We start from the raw sequence: 17,185 nt of genomic DNA, 5'->3' as shown, positions 1-17,185 counted from the left end.
AATCAGGCACCGTAATCCAGCCACCGCAAAATGATCGACGACAGCCGTGGCGGAATGACGCTCAGGGCCCAACATCCAAGGTTCAGCGGGAACGGGAAACTGATCCGCGCCTGGTTCGCCGCCAGGCCCTTCTGAATTCTTCGCGCGGCTTTGTCCGGCGCCCACAGCAAGGGTTTGGGGCCCGGCATTTCAAAGCACATTTTCGATTCGACGTAGCCCGGCATGATCACGTTGATCTTCACCCCGTCCACCGCTACCAGATCGCGCATGGCTTCGCCGTAGGCCTTGATCGCCGCCTTGCTGGCGCTGTAGCTCGGGGTAGCGGGCAGCCCCCGCCAGCCGGCCAGCGAACTGAACAGGGCGATCTGCCCGGACTTGCGCGCACGCATGAACGGCAAGGCGGCCTGCACCGTGGCCAGGGCCGCCAACACATTGATCTCGATCAGCGCCTGGGACAGTTCCCAGATTTCACCCTCGCCATTCTCGCCGGTGGAGGTATTGACCCCAGCACCGACGATGATCAGGTCCGGGGCCTCGCTCACACTGATCTCGCCAATCCAGCGTCGCAAGGCTTCCAGGTCCTGGACGTCGAGCGGCTGCAGCAACACCCGGGCACCAATGGCGCGGCATTGCCCGGCCATTTCTTCCAGGCGGTCCAGGCGACGGCCTTGCAGGATCAAGGTCACCCCCGGTGCCGCATAGGCAGGCGCCAGGGCACCACCTATGCCGCCTGTGGCACCGGTGATGAGAATGCAGCGTGGAGACTTGTGCAACGTCATAGGTACTGTTCGATCTTTGAGGTTTTGGCCATCAACACTTCCAGGGAGTTGTTCACCGCCATGTCGATGCCACAGCGGGTATAGAAGCCGCCGTTGACCTGCGTGGTGTGAATGACCGTGCTGCGAAAGCGTTGAAAAAGCGTGGAGTCAGGTGGTTCCGGGTGGTCCCAGAACTCGTCGAGGCCGCCCTGGTGGGTCAGCCCCTTGAGGTTGTAGATCGGGTCGCTGAGGGTGATGGTCGGCACGTTATGCATCAGCGACGAACCGCCCACGGTACTGTTGACCGTGACCACGCCAGCGACGTGAGACAGCAAGGTCGGCATGTGGCCGCTCTCGAGGAAGTCCACGCGGTCGGCGATGCCCAGCTTGTGGGCAATGCGCCGAGTAATGCGCTGGTAATTGACGATGCCAGGCGTCAGCGGATGGTTCTTCACCACCAGCCGCGCATTGCTGCCGGCATGACGGGCGAACGAACCCATCACGTGCTTGAGCACATCTTTCATGTGCCGGAACGGCGAGTGATCGCGGATCTGCGAATCGCTGTCCAATTGCAGGGGCAGCAGAAAGGTGCGGTGCCGATTGCGCGCCACCTCGCTGATTACCTCGGAATCGCGACCCTTGGCATTCAGCAGGCGAATGCCCTGGCGAATGTAGCCCGCATACTCCACCGCCGCGTTGAACGGCGCGTGGGTCTTGTAATTGGGGAAGACGACTTTGTTCAGCGCGCCACCGACGTGATACATGACGTCGTGCAGCGCCCGCGAGGCAAAGGACAGGCGAAACTCGTTACCGTTGTGATAACGCGGAATGTACTTGCCCACTTCCCGATACCACTCCGGATCACGGGGCAGTAGCGAGTGATTGTTCACGCCGTTGCGCTCAAGAGTAATCCAATATGGGCGGAAGTAACCTTCCTCGAACACGTGCACGCGAATGCCCAGCGTCTTGGCCAGCGCCACCGCCGGTTGATGCACCGGACGGCAGTCGCCGAACAGCACTACGTCGGTGATGTGCTCCGCCTTGAAGCAGTGACTGTAGAAATCCGACAGTTGCTCGGGGCGCGCCGAATAAAACACCCGCGCACCGCTGCCATACAGGGTATCGCCCATGTTGAAACTGACGGACTTGACCCGCTGTCCCTCGTCCCGCAGAGCTTGCGCCATGCGCGAAAAAAACGGCGAACTGACGCCCTGCAAGAACAGGAACGAGTTGCGCGGCTTCACCGGCACCTGGCGCAGGGAGCGCTGACGGGGAACTAGGATTTTCTGAGGCGTGGTTTCAAAACCATAAGGAGCAAGCGCTGAATCATCTCTCGCCATGTTGGAGTTCTTCCTTGCGTTGGTACTTCATCCCAGTTCTGGATCTCGATAAGCGTGCGTTCAGGAGTGGTGAATTTTCGGGTGGTGCGGCTGACATAAGTCGGGTAGCGGATCAGAGTCGCCGCCACCAGTTCGTCCAGGGTCAGGCGCCGGGTGCGGCGCGCCTGGACGTCCGGGCTCAAATCGTGATCCTGGGTCAACCCCCAACCGGCATAGAACGGCTGGCCGTAAGTAGTCACCGGCACGCCACGCAACAAAGCTTCGAAACCCGATTGCGAAGTCAGCACATGCACCTCGTCGACCTCGGACAACAGTGAGTGGAAAGGCACATCGCCCACTACCTGGTTGCACCAGTCACTGGTGCGTTCTTCGTCTTCGCCGGCTTCGCGTGTGCCGGCCAGTACTTCGGGGTGCGGCTTGTACAACAGCCACGCCAACGGATGACGCTCGCGCACCGCCTTGAGCAAATCCAGGTTGCGGCGGATCCGGTGCGCGCCATAACGAATCGACGCGTCGGACTCCACCTGGCCCGGTACCAGAATTACTCGCTCGATCCCGGCGGGGCGTTTCCACGCGGGGCCAGGCAGGTTGTACTTGGTCACGCCTGCCTCGCAGATCGCTTCGCGCAAGGCCGCTGCCCGCTGCAACAAGCCCGGTGCGCACGGATCGTTCTGCAAGATGTGTTCCAGGCGCGAAGGGCGTGTGGCGTCGTAGTAAATGCCCAGGTCGTCGAACACCCAGGACAACGGACGGGTTTTTTTTGCACCCAGGCCGACGGAGCGCAGGAAGCCGTCTTCGACGCGGCCGAGGTGGCTGGTGTTGTTCTGTTGGGCAACGACCGAGTCGTGCTGGCAGCCCCAGGTCACCACCGCTGCTGGGGTCTTCGAAGATTTGGAAGGTTGTGCAAACAGAGCGGATGAGCCGTTGAAAAAGTCCTGCACCAGCGGATGCTTCCACTTGCTGAAACCGACCATGTGCAGGTTTTCAGGCAACCGACTGCGCATCCGTCTCTGCAAACCCAACCATGCAAGCACAGTCTCGACCTGACACGCCGCACCCGTCTCCGGGTCGACGTAACGCGGGTATTCCACCAGCGCGGCATGCAACAACTGTTCGAGACTGACCAGCTGGCGGCGCTCAGGGGGGGGCAGCGCATCAACGGTCAACCCCCAGCCGGCATAGAATGGCATGCCAAAAGTGTGCACCGGCACGTTCCACAACAGGGCATCGAAACCCAGTTGCGAGGTCATCACGTACACCGCCTGCGCGGCCGATAGCAGCTCGGCGGGGTGCACGTTATCGCTGATCACCTGCACCCGCTGATGCTTGCGCAACGCCGGTAGGTCGAAGTGCCCCTGCTTGCGCCCGGCCACCACGTCCGGGTGCACCTTCACCACCACCGTGCTCTGCGGATGCTCGGCCAGCGCAGCGTCAAGCATGCGCTGGAAATCGGCAGTGCTGGCGCCTTGCAGTGAGGCATCGCCACAAGTCTGATCTGCGACCAACACGCAAGGCTGCGGCAATGCACAGGCTTCAATCCGGGCGCCGTTGTATTTCGACACACGCTCTTCGCACCAGCTCGCCTGCAAGGTACGAGCACGCAAGATCTGTGCTTGGGTCAGCGGCAGGGAAATCAGTTGTTCCAGGCGAGAAGGGCCGCTGGCGTCGTAGTAGATGCCCAGTGGATCGACGATCAGCGACAGCGGCGGGTCTTCAGAGCCCAAGCCCACCGAGCGCAAAAAGCCGTCTTCGACAGTGATTAGCGGCAGTCCGGCAGCGTCGGCAGCCGCTTGCGCGCGCAGCGCGCTGGGTTTGCGTCCCCATGCCAATACGTCATCGGCCTTGGCAATGTCGCCCACTGTTCCACACAGCAGCCGATACTCGGGCAGCAAGGCGGGGAGGGTAGGGATCTGTTGCGCACCTTTAGACAGAATCAGCAAAGAGCGACGCGGCGGAGCAGCATTGTCCATAAAAAACAGCGGATATCCATGTCGGGCGCACTCTTCGGTCAGGCACGAATTATTGCGTGTGCCTGGAGGAAATGCTCAATGAAATTTGCCGCGGATGATAATACAAATGGCTGGCAGCCATTCAAAAAAAGTAGGAAAAATCTTACAGTTTTTTCACATAAATCGAGATGTTCTAAAACACCTTAGGCCCGGCAACCCAGCGCCCCGATGAGCGGCATCCGCGGATCTCGCGGCGCGATTGACAACGGCAAAAAGCTGGCTCAATGCAGCTGACTCGATACGAGTACATCCACCCATCCTTGTATGAGCTCGCTTGCCAGCGAAGGCGTCCTCACCTCAAAACAAGGAACGTCTGTATCGACTCGCCTAACAGCCCGAAATCAACGGCTGCGCCAACAAGTACTCATACTTCTCATGCAACAGATCTAGATTGCCCCGTCGCTGATGATCGGCAATGGTCTTGGGTCGCAGGAAATGCCAGAGGGAATTCTGAAGGAAAAAGTAATTCAGATTGCGCAGCACCTGTTGTCGGTCGAACCGAGGGTCCAGTTTCTCCAGATAGGTCACGAGAAACTCGTCACGCGTTATCATAAAGCGTTCCATGTCGCTACGCCTGAACACCGCGCTCAGGTAGGAACCCCCGTCAAATCCGATACGTCCCACCTTGAACTCACTCCAGTCGATCATTTGCAAACCTTGGGGCGACAGGAAAAAATTCTTGCGCAAGTAATCCATGTGGCAAAAACAGCGCGGGCTCTTTTTTGCCCCATTGGCCTCATGGCGCAACATCGGCCGCAACGCGCGAAGTCGGCGGGGCAGGTCGGCGAAACGGTCATCGTCTCGGGCCAGTTCTTCAAGGGAGTGTAAATAGCGCTCGTAATTGAAGCGCGACCGCAGCAAATACCAGGGCCGAAAGAAATCCATGGTCCAGAACTTGGGAGCCTGCCACCAGGCAGCGAGTCCGAGATGATGATTGGTCACCGTCTCGATTTCGGCGATACCCGGCGCCACAGTCTTGGCGATAGCTGACATGCGTGGTGGGCGGCCTTGTACGTAGCCGGTAAAAATAAGGCTTTCCCACGGCGTTTCAATCACACCCAAGAAAGGTGGGTGCTTGAAGTGAACGCTTGCGCCCAGGACATTGCGCTCCCGATAGAAGCGTGACTCCAGGCTGGTGATAAAGATCGTTTTGCGAATCGATTTCTCGATCACATCCAGCGTGGTACCGGTTGATAGATCGGTCAGTCGGTGATGGCGCACATAATTGACGAACGAGGCATTGGACGCCAGGTCGGCGGTGGTGATGCTGAAACTATCAGCTCGATACGCTGGCAGGAGAAAGCTCAAGCGTTTTTCCAGCGTTGAGCGGCTTAGCCAGAAAGCATTGCTGCTGGCAAGTGTTGTGGTGTTTGATTCGGTACCCATGCGTTCCAACTGTAAGCAACCATCCATTTTCTGCCTGACACACCCGTGAAGGCCTCGCGATCCTTGCCCACTTTCCGTAACAGTTGACCAGAAGGGGCGGGATAGTACGTACTCCATCCACTGATTGCCAATTAAGTGGTGCGCAGTCGGCTAGGTTTTGGGAAATTTCCTACAGACGGAAGGACATCTTCGTTTCATCACTGCCATTGAGCCGTTACCATACGCGCCTTCAAAATCAAGGAACGATAAGGTCCCTCATGAATCATCTTTCAATTGCCAAAGAAGCCCTCTGCGCCCAAGCGCAAGCCATCAGTCAACTGGCCGAGCGCCTGGATGGCGAATTCCAGCGTGCAGTCGAACTGATCCTCGGCTGCAAAGGTCGCACGGTCGTGTGCGGCATGGGTAAATCCGGTCTGATCGGGCAAAAGATGGTGGCGACCTTCGCCTCCACCGGCACCCCAAGTTTCTTCCTGCATCCAGCTGAAGCTTTCCACGGCGACCTGGGCATGCTCAAGCCGAGCGACGTGCTGATTCTGATCAGCTACAGCGGCGAGACAGAAGAACTGATCAAGCTGATCCCGAGCCTGAAATCCTTCGGCAACAAAATCATCGCCATGACCGGCAGCGGAAAGTCGACCCTGGCCAAGCACGCGGATATCTGGCTGGACATCTCCGTCGAACGAGAAGTGTGCCCAAACAACTTGGCTCCTACTACTTCCACCCTGGCGACCATGGCCATGGGCGACGCGCTTGCGGTAGCCTTGATCGAAGCGATTCAATTCAAGCCAATGGACTTCGCCCGCTACCACCCCGGTGGCAGCCTAGGCCGTAAACTGCTGACCCGCGTCAGCGATGTCATGCACTCGCCAGCACCCATCGTTACGCCGACCACCAGTTTCCACGACTGCCTGCTGGTAATGACTCAAAGCCGCATGGGATTAACCGTGGTCCTGGAGGAGGGCGTTTTGGTGGGTATCGTCACCGACGGCGATCTGCGTCGCGCGCTCCTGGAAAATCAAGGCGTCATCCACACGACAGTCGACCACTTCATGACCGCCAACCCCCACACCATCAAGGATGATGCCCAGTTGTCCGAAGCAGAAGCCTACATGCTCGACAACAAGATCCGTGCGCTGGCCGTCACCAACAGCGATAACACTGTCGTTGGGGTCGTCGAAATTTTCGACTGAAACACACGATCTCTGCAGGAGCTGGCTTGCCAGCGAAAGCCCCCTCAAGGGTGCCTTTCTCATCCGGATGTTCCCACTAACCAAGCGTGGGAACACTACGCTCGGCCAAAGCCAAAAAATCGATCTGCAGAAACGATAACGGGGCCAATTTCGGCCCCGTTTCTCTCTGCAATGAACGACTTTTCGGCTTACTGCGCCATTTTCGCCATTACCTGCGCATAACCTGCCGCAGTGCCCAGCACCGCATCCTTACCTTGAGCAAACAAAATGCTGTCCGCCACTTCACGGAACGCACCGGTACCGCCCGCAGCATTCAAAACATGGGTGGCGGCTGCTTTGACGTACACCGGCGCATCCGCAACGGCAAAAGACAATGCGCACGCCGCAAAAGCCGGCAGGTCGATGCAGTCGTCACCGATGCACGCTGTTTGCGAGGCGCTGACACCGGCTTCAGCCATCAATTGGTTGCAGGCCGCCTGCTTTTCCTTCACGCCGAACTGGCAAAGGCTGATACCCAAATCCGCCACGCGCTTGCGCAGCGTTGCCGAATCACGCCCCGACAAGACCGCCACCCGCACACCGTTTTCCTCAAGCAACCGCATGCCCATGCCATCACGCACATGGAAGCGCTTAAGGCATTCGCCAGTGGCGTCGTAATAGATGCCGCCGTCGGTGAGCACGCCATCCACATCGGTGATTACCAGCCGAATGTCATTGAGTGTCGGTTGCCGGGCAGGGGTTTGGCCGCTCATCAATGCCCGCACTTGCTCCAGGCACTCCGGTGTATCCACGCCCGGGCCGGTCGGCTCGACCTGGTATGCCCTAATGCAATATCCCGCCGCCATCAGCCGCAGTTGCTCCAGCTTCTCCGCGTGTTCCAGCATAGGTTGTGGCAGGCTGCTGTAGTCGGCCAACACATCGCGACGATAACCATACACACCGACATGCTTGAGGTAGTGAGCGACTTCGCCATCCCGTGGGTAGGGGATCGGCGAGCGGCTGAAGTACAGTGCGTTACCGTTATTGGCCAGCACCACTTTCACGGTGTTGGGATTCCCGGCTTCATGCGTTTCTATCGTGTGGCACAAAGTGCCGACCTTCACGTTCGCATCAGCGAGCATGCCTGCAGCCAGCGCCTCTATGTCCGCTGGGCGCACCAGCGGCTCATCACCTTGCAGATTGATGTAGATGTCAGCTTCGATCTGCTCCATGACTTCAGCCAGGCGGTCGGTACCTGAAGGGTGATCCGGCGAAGTCATGATGCAAACGCCACCGAACGCCCGTACTGCCTGCGCAACACGCTCGTCGTCCGTCGCGATCACCACAACATCAGCATTGGCAACTTGCAGGGCGCGTTCGTAAACGTGTTGCACCATTGGCTTGCCAGCGATATCGGCCAGCGGCTTGCCTGGCAGGCGAGTGGAGCCGTAACGGGCCGGAATGACAATCGCGACCCGTTGTTCTATATTTGCCATGTTCACAATCCTTGATTCAACAGATTTGGGTTCAGGCAATGTTCAGTGGTGGGAACGACTTGACCAGATCATCCAGTGCCTTGATCTGCGCCAGGAAAGGCTCCAGTTGATCCAGTGGCAAGGCACTTGGGCCGTCGCACTTCGCTTGATCTGGATTTGGATGAGCTTCCAGGAACAGGCCGGCAAGGCCAACACCCATGCCCGCACGAGCCAATTCAACGACTTGCTCACGGCGTCCGCCTGATGCAGCGCCCGAGGGATCTCGTTGTTGCAGGGCATGAGTAACATCGAAGATGATCGGCAGGTTTGCGCATGTGCGCTTCATTACGCCGAAGCCCAGCATGTCGACCACCAGATTGTCATAACCCAGGCACGTGCCGCGGTCGCAAAGGATCAGTTGGTCGTTACCGGCTTCTTTGAACTTGTGCACTATATTCTGCACTTGTGACGGGCTCAGGAACTGCGGTTTCTTGATGTTTACTGGTTTGCCGGTTTTAGCCAGTGCGATCACCAGGTCGGTCTGGCGAGCCAGGAACGCAGGCAGTTGCAGTACATCGACCACTTCGGCAACCGGAGCAGCCTGGTAGATTTCGTGTACGTCGGTAATTACGGGGACGCCAAACTCAGCCTTTACCGCTTCGAAAATACGCAGGCCTTCTTCCATGCCCGGGCCACGGTAGGAGTGGATGGACGAACGGTTGGCTTTGTCGAAGCTGGCTTTGAAAACATAAGGAATGCCGAGTTTCTCGGTGATACGGACGTACTCGGCGCAGGCGGTCAGGGCTAGATCCAAGGATTCGAGGACATTGACGCCGCCAAAGAGGACGAAGGGGGTGGTGTTGGAGCATTCGATGGTTGAGGTGACTTTCAAAATCTTTAGTCCGTTTCGGAAAATGTGTGATGAGTTGATTCATTCAGCAATTGATTTTAAATCCTTTTGAGTATGGGGTCCATTTGATAAATCGTATGAGTCTTTGTGGCTAATCGATTATAAAATATATTCTTCTTCTTCTTCTTGTTGTTTTTTTGCTTGGTTTGATGTGATTCATCATGTTTTCTGGAGTACTAGGTTTTCGTGTCCGTGTCTTTGGCGAAGTAAAGATGATGTTGTGTTGGACTTCAAAAGGTGCCGCCGATAAACTATCCGGTAAATCAGCGAGCGGAACCGAAATTTTGATGAAAGGATGAAGTTTCGACTGAGTTGGAAGAAAATGTGGAGGACAACAAAATTGTTACCAGCCATTCAGAGTTGATTAACGTCGCGAGGATTGTTCGCATTGATTGGAGTAAAAATAAGTAAAATTGGTGATCGATTTCCCGATCTTTATGAATAAAGAATTTTAGGTGTTGTGAAAAAAGATTGTCCCGGTTGTCCTGATGATGTGCTTTGTTTAGTGGGTCTAGCTACCACTTACTAATCAAGAGTTGGCCGTATTACGCAACTGCGCAATGTCATTCTTTATCTTATCAGGAGATTAAAATCCTAAGAATATGGTTTTGTGGGTGAGCACTCCATAAACCGGCATTCGCAGTGTTTTCTTGATATTGAATGCTGTTCAATGGTCTCCCTATCGAGCTCGTTCGCCATAATGCGTGACGATGTGACAGTCGAAAAAAATATATCTGCCTCCGCCTTTGGTCGACTTACTAACATTTCTCGGATTCTCCTCCACTGTTCGAGCAAATGCTTGCGTACATGTAGTTGCGGGCAGGTCTTATTGAGGAAAAAAGCTCGCTGCCGTGCCAATCTCTATTCGGCCGTAAGTCCGAACAAAAAACTGTTCGGCAGCACTTCACTTACACTGCTTCTGTCATCAACTTGTGGCAAGTGGCCTGTTTTCCCAGAACTTCGAATTCGCAGAGCTTGATGCCTGTATCTGCCACACGCTGGTGTAGTGCTTTGGAGTAACGGCTAGAGAGAACTTCATAGCATTGCCGGGGCGGTGGGCTAATTACTTTAGGAATGCGAAAATAGACGCGATTGATAAGTTTGTCAGTCGCGTCGTAAAATTTTGCCAGCGGTGAGCTCGAATTCTAGATATGTAATGATTGAACGAACTGCGTTCAGTGAGGAGGTATCCAAACCATCAGTGCCCTTTCCTGGCAGCCTTGCCGTCAATGAGCCAAACTGGAATATTTATTCCATTACGTCGCTCCAATAGCTTGTACTGTCATTTCTTATTATTTCATTTACTAGGGGTAGCGTTGTTGATTTTAGAATAAGCTCGCGTAAATGTTGAATCAGATCTCTTGGGTCTTCTGATTCTGATTTTATTTTGGATATAAGTATTCGTGCTTCTTTAAATGTTCGCCTCGAAAATTTTAGTAATATTTCTTCGTCTGCATAAAGATTTTCCGGAGTCAACTTTAAGATCTCGGTCTTTAATTCACTGACATCAACGAAATCTTCTAGCGTTTTTTTAGTGATTTCGCGATTTGTTAGACTTTGAGGGTGTCTTATCCAGCTGTATAAGTGTTCGCAAATAATTTCAATGTGCGGGGAGTTTTTGTAAGCGTTTAAAAGGAATATGTGGTCTTCGCCGTTGTGAATGTTTTCCGGGAAGAGTGCATTTCTACTTTCGATCGATTTTCGTTTATATGCTTTGCCCCAAGAAAGTCTCGGAATGTCACCATAAACAAGCGCAAAAAATCGATCATTAGAAGAAATGAAGTTTTCCAGATTTGTTCCTGATATTACTGTGCCGTTTGTATCTATCGATTGATACATGCACTCGATGATATCGGCATTAGTTTCAAGAGCTTTTTCGTGGAAACGATATGTATACTCTTTTGAAATTCTATCATCAGCATCTATGAAAAGAATATAATCGCCATCCGACTTGTTAATTCCTAAATTTCTGGCCGCTCCTGGTCCTATTCTGTCAGACTCCCATACATGATAGGGAAATGAAAAACCATCGTTTAGAACTGCTAAGGAGTCGTCCGAGCTTTGATCAGAGACAAAATGAACGGTGAAATTTTTGTGAGTTTGGCTCTCCAAATCAGCGCAAATATTTGGAAGATGTAGTGCTGCGTCTTTAAATGGAATGATAATGTCAATTTTCATGTTAATTAAATTCCTCTGTGTTTTCTTTGAGGAGAACTTCTTCTAGATGGATTTTTTCACTTGACCAATTGTGGATGGTATTAAGCCCTACTTTTCTTCCATTCGCATAAGAAGTTGCCACGCCATGAGCCTGATCTGTCAAAGAGAATCCAAACAAGCTTTTTTTGGGGATTGCTCCATTTATTGCGTAGAGCCAAGTCAGAAACTTTAAGCCACTGCTAGGGGATGCGTATATTTTTTGAGTGAGTTGTAAGTCCACTTTTCTAGGTATTAAGCAGATTTTATCCGTGAACTGTAATAAGTCATTGATTTTGTAATAAAGATCTTTCGTGGAGAATAGATTCCCATCAGAAATTATCACGAAATCCAGATCGAATTTTTTGTTTCTTTGGGTTTCATAGTATCGCGGGTTGATTATTAAAATGTTTGTTTTTTTTCCATAATCTAGACTGTAAGGGTAGTCAGTGATGGCGCTGTTAAATCGCAAAACTTTATTATAGGAATCTATCGTTTCACCCTTCCTTTTGGATACTTCAACAGGAGAGTTACCAACTACTGCGAGACTTCTGGCATTCTCTATCAGGTAGTTTTCAAATTCCCATTCATTTCTACTAAGTGTAAGGTAGAGGTCGTGATCTAATTTGATCTCGAGTTCGGCGCTCTGCCCGTTAGAGTAAAGAAGGTGGGATAGTCCAAGGTACCTATATTTAATCCAAGCATTGACATCATTCTTTTTTGCAATGCTTGCAGTTTCAAGTGCGCGCTTAAAATCGCCGCTTTCGGTAAAAAAAGCAGCGAGCAGCATTATGAAATCTACTGGGAATTGTTCTTTCTTTATTAAAATAAATAGTTTGTTTGCAATTGGCTCTAATTTTTGATCGGTTCCAAGTACGCGGTATATTTTCTTGAATGTGAAAGCGATATCTCTAGTTGGCAAATTATTTTGTGATGAGAGCAGATTTATAGCTTTCTCTATAATATTTTCTTCGTAAATTCCGGCATTTAGCGCGTACTTTACCTGAGATTGCTCATTGCGTTCTGGGCGATTTTCGTAGTATCTATATAGTAAGTTGAAATCACTAATAGACTTCATGTGTTCGATATTTATTTGATGTAATAAATCGAGAAAGATAGAGTCATTTTTATGTTGGTTGGGCTCGAAGGTTTCTTTTGGAGTCGCTAGAAAAAAACCCTTTACAAGAGTGCTTTTTTCAATCGGCGAGCTGAGTTCGGCTGTGTATATTTTTCCAGATATATCAAGCACAATATCGCTTTGGGCGAAGCGAAATTCGCCTATATGAACATTTGCGTGATTTTTAAGGATATTGATTGCGTGGCTATATAGTTTGTCGTTGCTGGTAAAATTAGAATTTAAGTAGAGTTTATATTTGAGCTTTTGTTTTTGCTGCGGTTTTTTTGGGCTTGTAGTGGTTGGCTGTGTCGTTGCCTCGATTTTACGTTTGCGATCAATAAAAAATTTCCGCGGTTGCGTAATTAGCTTTTTGGTTTTTCTGATAAAAGGTCCCATTTAAATTTCCTCTACGCAGTCGATTCCGTTTACATGGGAGGTGTTCAGCGAAGCTCTATCCCAAATAATGTCTTCTTTTATTACTCGTGCTGGGCTGCCCGCAGCAATACAGTTTTCAGGTATTTCGCAGCTTACTATCGACCCTATACCGATCGCGGAGCCGCTGTTAATAATGCTACCTTTTAGTATGGTCACGTTGTTGGCTAACCAAACTCGATCTTTAATAATTACATCTTTAGAGTAATTTAATCTTTTTCCAGTAGAAGCTGAGAAAATTGGGTGGTAGTCGTGGTTGTAAATATTTACATTTATTCCAAGCATGCAGTCGTTGCCTATGTGGATGCTTTTCCCTTCAGATAGATGAATTTTTAATCCGCCGGTCGAAGTTAGCCGTTCACCTATTCTAAGTGTGCAGCCTTTTCCTACTTTTATCACTCCAGTTAGCTTCGATTTGTCCCCGATAACGAATGTGTTGTTTCCGCCATAGTCGGTTATCGATAAGTTATCAACTTTGCATGTTGGGGCGAATTTGAAATTTGTGCCTTGACCTTTGAGCTCTATCGAGGTCGACTTCCAAGAGGCAGGCTTTCCTTCAACCACTCCCCCGGATTTTTCAACCAGATTTACAAAGTCTTCAAATGTCATTGTGGTTCGCCTCTGCTGCTTCTGTGCGTTGAAAATTAGCTACTAGTGATGACTGTTTTGTATAGTGGTGAATCGTTATATCTATAACTGAATTAGTTAGTCATGATGCCGGTGCTTCGGCCTAAGATAAGGGTCTGAACGATCGGGGAGATAACTTTTTGCCATTCATATACAGCTGCATTAGTTACATAGATGGTGTCATCTGGCTTTACAATTATTTGTCGCGCGTAGAATATCGCGGCCGGATCGCGCATGTTCAGGCGCATGACTGTAGGCTTTTCTGCTCCCTCCGCCATACGGAACACAAAGACTCCTTCCGCATTTGCGTTGTTCTCACGAAGGCCGCCAACGCTTCCAAGGGCATCTAGTAAGGTGGCATTCTGAGATGGCAGGTCTTTGAGCCCTGGTTCCTGTACTGCACCCATTGCGACGAAGCGCTGGCGAGCACGTTCAAGCACAACTTCGGAGTTTGGGAAAAGCACTATATTGTTTCCCGCTAGTACATCTTCATAGTTGAACTGTTGAACCTGACTGCCAGTGCGCACCGTGACCTTAACCAGATGCGGCTCCATCACTGGGCCTCCTGCTTGGTTGATGGCATCCAGCAGTGTTAACGGCCCTTGAATAGTGCTAAATCGTCCAGGCGCTTTGACCGCGCCAGCTACGAGCACCGAACCTGACAGGTCACCTACGAGTTCGACATGAGTCTGCACATCGGTGGTTACGCCTTTTAATTGTTTGCGGATCATGTTTTCTACATCGTTGATCGTCATACCTGCCACAAACTGCCGTCCGACATAGGGCAATGAGATCATGCCTTGGTCATCAACCCGAGTCTTGAGTTGAGTGCCTCCACTCGACAAAGGCGCGAAAAGTGCCGAGCCTTCCGGAGCGTTATCGGTGATGAGAACGCTGAGCGTATCGCCGGCCATTAATCGAGCGGAAGGCGAGACCGGTTTTGCAATGCGCGATTGAATTACTCGCTGCGTGCTCCGCATATATGGAGCGATAGTATTAGCGTTGATTTCTACTAAATTGTACATATCGTTTTTTGTTTCGATTGTTCCTTTGTACGGGCCAGCACCGGATAGGGTTCCGCCACAACCTACCAGTGTCATCATTATGAAACCCGTGATAGCGCTGTTCCGTATGCTCAATTTCAGGGGACGGAAGGGCAGGCTAGAAATTGATTTAATCACGATGATCCTCGATCGATGCAATAAGGAAGCGGGTGATGCCGTAAAGCAACATCAATGCCAGGAAGATGGTTGCCAGGTTGTAGAGGCGCTCTGGGTAGATGGCCATCTGCGGTGTGTTCGGGCTGACCACGGTAACCAGGGTGCGAATCTTCTTGCTGGCGTCGATACGGGCGTTGTCGAGTGCGGCGACGGCAGTCTTGTAGGTTTCTTCAGCGATGCCGGCGTCCAGGGTCAATTGCTGGAAGCTCGAGGCAACGACGTTCAGTTGGTCGCCATCGGGCGCGGATACTAGCAGGCGTTTTTCGGCATTCAGTTGTTCGCGAATGGCGCTCACGCGTTGTTGCTGCTGCTTGACCTGCGGTGAGTCAGCACGAAGCTTGTAGAGCATCTGGGTGAGCACTGCGCGCTCTTTGGAGTGCTCGCCTTCCAGGGTGTCGATGATGCTGGCGCGGCCTATGGCAGAACTCTTGCCGTCCAATACCTTATTGGTATTCTGGAAGCTCAACAGTTGTTCTTTGCGTTGGGTGTAGTTCTTCTTTGCCCCTTCCAGTTCAACTTGAGCGAAGCGCATCTGCTCGCGGGCGATGCTGTGGGAGACTTCGTTCACGAAGTGTTCGCTGGCTTCGAGGATGACCTTTACCATTTTCTCGGCAAGTTCCGGGCTAAAGGCTTGTACTTCAACTTTGAGCAGGCCGGTGGTTTCGTCATAGTGCGCGGTGACCATGCGCTGGTAGTACTTGAGCAGGTCTTCGCGCTCGGTGTCGGTGCTCAGCCAGAAGAACGGGTCGTTGCGTTGCTCGCTGTATTGCTCGACCCAGTGCAGGCGGTCCTCCAGCAGCTGCATCATGTCCATCGACATGATGTACTCGCGCAGGTACAGGGTTTCTTCTCTAGAAGCCGGATTGGTACCGCTGAGCAGCATTGCCAGGCCGGGCAGTTGAGCGCCAGGGTTGCTGCCTTCTTGGCGCACCACTACTTGCGCTGAGCTGACATAACGATCCACAGCAAAAAAGCTGTAGTAGACGATGGCCAGTACCATTGGTACTACAATCAGCCCCAGTGTCAGGCGCCAGCCCTTGAATTTACCCGTACTGCTCATATGCACACGCATCCTTGAAATAAAACAATCACGCCACGGTCAGGGCGATCAGGTGTTGTAGGCCTTGATGCCTTCGGCGACATCGTCATAGATCTGCACCCCGCCGTCGCGCACCAGCAGTACGACGTCGCAGAGTTTTTGAATTTCATTCATGTTGTGCGAAACCAGTACGACCTTGGATTTCTGCAGGCGCTCTTCGAAGACGTCAGCGCACTTGCGTTTGAAGTGCGCGTCACCCACCGACATCACTTCGTCGATCAGGTAGTAGTCGAAGTCGAAGGCCATGCTCAGGCCGAAGGCCAGGCGCGAACGCATGCCTGAGGAGTAAGTCTTCACGGGTTCGTCGATCCAGCTGCCGATCTCGGCGAAATCTTCGACGTAGGCGACCTTTGCCCGCATGGCGTCACCGACCGCACCGTAGACGCGACTCACGAACTTGATGTTCTCGCGGCCGGTCATGCTGCCCTGGAAGCCGCCGGACAAACCTACGGGCCAAGAAATGCTCTTGTTGGTGGCAATGGTGCCCGAGTCTGGAACATCGGCGGCGCCCAACAGGCGAACCAGGGTCGATTTACCCGCGCCATTACGGCCGATGAGGCCAATGTTTTTTTCGGCGGGAATTTTCAGTGACAAGTCACGAAAAACATGCCGACGCCCTTTGGGGGTCAGGTACGACTTTGTGATATTTCTGAGCTCGAACACGGTAAGCCTGCGGTTAGCCGTTCTTGGTGGAGATCAAATGCAGTCGACGGACTCGGTAGGTGCCGAGCGAAACGAACAACAAAACCAGGGTGACAGCGATCACGTACTCAAGGGAAACGCCATCAACAGGCACGTAGTAAGGGAAAATCTCGGCGCGGATCAGTTCCAGTAAATGCAGGAACGGGTTGAGCAGTAGCAGCGGAAGCATGGCGTGTGGCAGGTAGGATGCAGGAATTAACACACCTGAAATGAAATACAGAGGGAAGAACATCATCCGAATGAATATTTTGCTGCCGGGAATCGCATGAGCGATCAACGCCATTAGCATGCCCAGCCCGAACGCAAACAGTAGGCCAAGCAGGATAGTCAGTACCCACTGGATAGGTGCCTTGATCGACATGTCAAAGCCATACCAGGCGAAGCCGAACACCAAGATCGCGTAGACCATTGCGGAAATGCTGAATTCGACAAGAGCCCGGGCGATGAAGGTGTCGAGGGGCTTGATTTGCTTGTAGGCGAACAGCGAACGGTTTTCCTTGGGGCTGTCCATCAAGCGCAACGCAGTGTTGCGAAAGAGCAGGAAAGGCGCCAGCCCGACCAAAACAAAGACTGGAAACTCGAGGCCCGCTACTGTTCTGCCACGAATTAACGCAAAAAGGACGCTCAAGATCAGCAGGTGAGCAATCGGTTCCAGCAGCGTCCACACCGCACCCAAACGGCTAGCGCCTATGCGCGCGCGCGCTTCGCGCAACACCAGGGCAAAGATGACCGATTTTTTGATTTGCAG

At 52.5% G+C, this 17,185-nt stretch carries 14 protein-coding genes; 1 reads left to right on the top strand and 13 read right to left on the bottom strand.

From position 1 onward, the window contains the following. Window positions 1–2 precede the first annotated feature (2 nt). From H7698_RS02415 to H7698_RS02400, 4 genes are all read right to left on the bottom strand, one after another. Window positions 3–779: an SDR family NAD(P)-dependent oxidoreductase gene (locus H7698_RS02415; protein WP_194690460.1), complete on the bottom strand. Its 777-nt coding sequence runs from the start codon at window positions 777–779 to the stop codon at window positions 3–5. After that, window positions 776–1,942 carry a capsule biosynthesis protein gene (locus H7698_RS02410; RefSeq protein ID WP_328803719.1) on the bottom strand — a complete coding sequence of 389 codons (1,167 nt, stop codon included), beginning with the start codon at window positions 1,940–1,942 and terminating at the stop codon, window positions 776–778. The genes H7698_RS02415 and H7698_RS02410 overlap by 4 nt, the downstream gene beginning before the upstream one ends. A 92-nt stretch (window positions 1,943–2,034) precedes the next feature. Beyond that, entirely contained in the window at window positions 2,035–4,068 is a 2,034-nt protein-coding gene (locus H7698_RS02405; protein WP_194690459.1) for a capsular polysaccharide biosynthesis protein, read from the bottom strand. A 366-nt stretch (window positions 4,069–4,434) separates the two neighbouring features. Beyond that, entirely contained in the window at window positions 4,435–5,493 is a 1,059-nt protein-coding gene (locus tag H7698_RS02400; RefSeq protein WP_194690458.1) for a phosphotransferase family protein, read from the bottom strand. Between the two features lie 257 nt (window positions 5,494–5,750). On the opposite strand from H7698_RS02400, the gene H7698_RS02395 reads away from it, so the two are divergent. Continuing rightward, window positions 5,751–6,683 (top strand): KpsF/GutQ family sugar-phosphate isomerase, encoded by a 933-nt coding sequence (locus tag H7698_RS02395; RefSeq protein WP_194690457.1) that lies wholly within the window; start codon window positions 5,751–5,753, stop codon window positions 6,681–6,683. 188 nt (window positions 6,684–6,871) lie between these two features. Here the strand turns inward: H7698_RS02395 and kdsB are convergent, their stop codons facing one another. From kdsB to H7698_RS02350, 9 genes are all read right to left on the bottom strand, one after another. Further along, window positions 6,872–8,158 (bottom strand): 3-deoxy-manno-octulosonate cytidylyltransferase, encoded by a 1,287-nt coding sequence (gene kdsB / locus H7698_RS02390; protein WP_194690456.1) that lies wholly within the window; start codon window positions 8,156–8,158, stop codon window positions 6,872–6,874. Between the two features lie 31 nt (window positions 8,159–8,189). After that, window positions 8,190–9,032, bottom strand: a complete 843-nt coding sequence (gene kdsA, locus H7698_RS02385; RefSeq protein ID WP_194690770.1) for a 3-deoxy-8-phosphooctulonate synthase — start codon at window positions 9,030–9,032, stop codon at window positions 8,190–8,192. Window positions 9,033–10,295: 1,263 nt separating this feature from the next. Next, entirely contained in the window at window positions 10,296–11,225 is a 930-nt protein-coding gene (locus tag H7698_RS02380; protein ID WP_194690455.1) for a glycosyltransferase family 2 protein, read from the bottom strand. A 1-nt stretch (window position 11,226) separates the two neighbouring features. After that, window positions 11,227–12,753 carry a glycosyltransferase family 29 protein gene (locus tag H7698_RS02375; protein ID WP_194690454.1) on the bottom strand — a complete coding sequence of 509 codons (1,527 nt, stop codon included), beginning with the start codon at window positions 12,751–12,753 and terminating at the stop codon, window positions 11,227–11,229. After that, window positions 12,754–13,398 (bottom strand): acyltransferase, encoded by a 645-nt coding sequence (locus tag H7698_RS02370; protein ID WP_194690453.1) that lies wholly within the window; start codon window positions 13,396–13,398, stop codon window positions 12,754–12,756. Between the two features lie 92 nt (window positions 13,399–13,490). Then, the gene (locus H7698_RS02365; protein ID WP_194690452.1) at window positions 13,491–14,519 is read right to left on the bottom strand and encodes a polysaccharide biosynthesis/export family protein; all 1,029 of its coding nucleotides are present in this window, start codon (window positions 14,517–14,519) and stop codon (window positions 13,491–13,493) included. Between the two features lie 70 nt (window positions 14,520–14,589). Continuing rightward, a complete protein-coding gene (locus H7698_RS02360) occupies window positions 14,590–15,696 on the bottom strand; it encodes an ABC transporter permease (protein WP_194690451.1) in 1,107 nt (368 codons plus the stop codon). Between the two features lie 48 nt (window positions 15,697–15,744). Next, window positions 15,745–16,329: an ABC transporter ATP-binding protein gene (locus H7698_RS02355; RefSeq protein WP_235992674.1), complete on the bottom strand. Its 585-nt coding sequence runs from the start codon at window positions 16,327–16,329 to the stop codon at window positions 15,745–15,747. Window positions 16,330–16,411: 82 nt separating this feature from the next. Next, a complete protein-coding gene (locus H7698_RS02350) occupies window positions 16,412–17,152 on the bottom strand; it encodes an ABC transporter permease (RefSeq protein WP_328803712.1) in 741 nt (246 codons plus the stop codon). Window positions 17,153–17,185: the final 33 nt, after the last annotated feature.

Origin of the sequence: Pseudomonas sp. p50(2008) (assembly GCF_015351605.1) — a bacterium.
GTDB lineage: Bacteria > Pseudomonadota > Gammaproteobacteria > Pseudomonadales > Pseudomonadaceae > Aquipseudomonas.
Note: the sequence above shows the minus strand (reverse complement) of the source record. Positions and strands in the feature narration are given on the sequence as shown.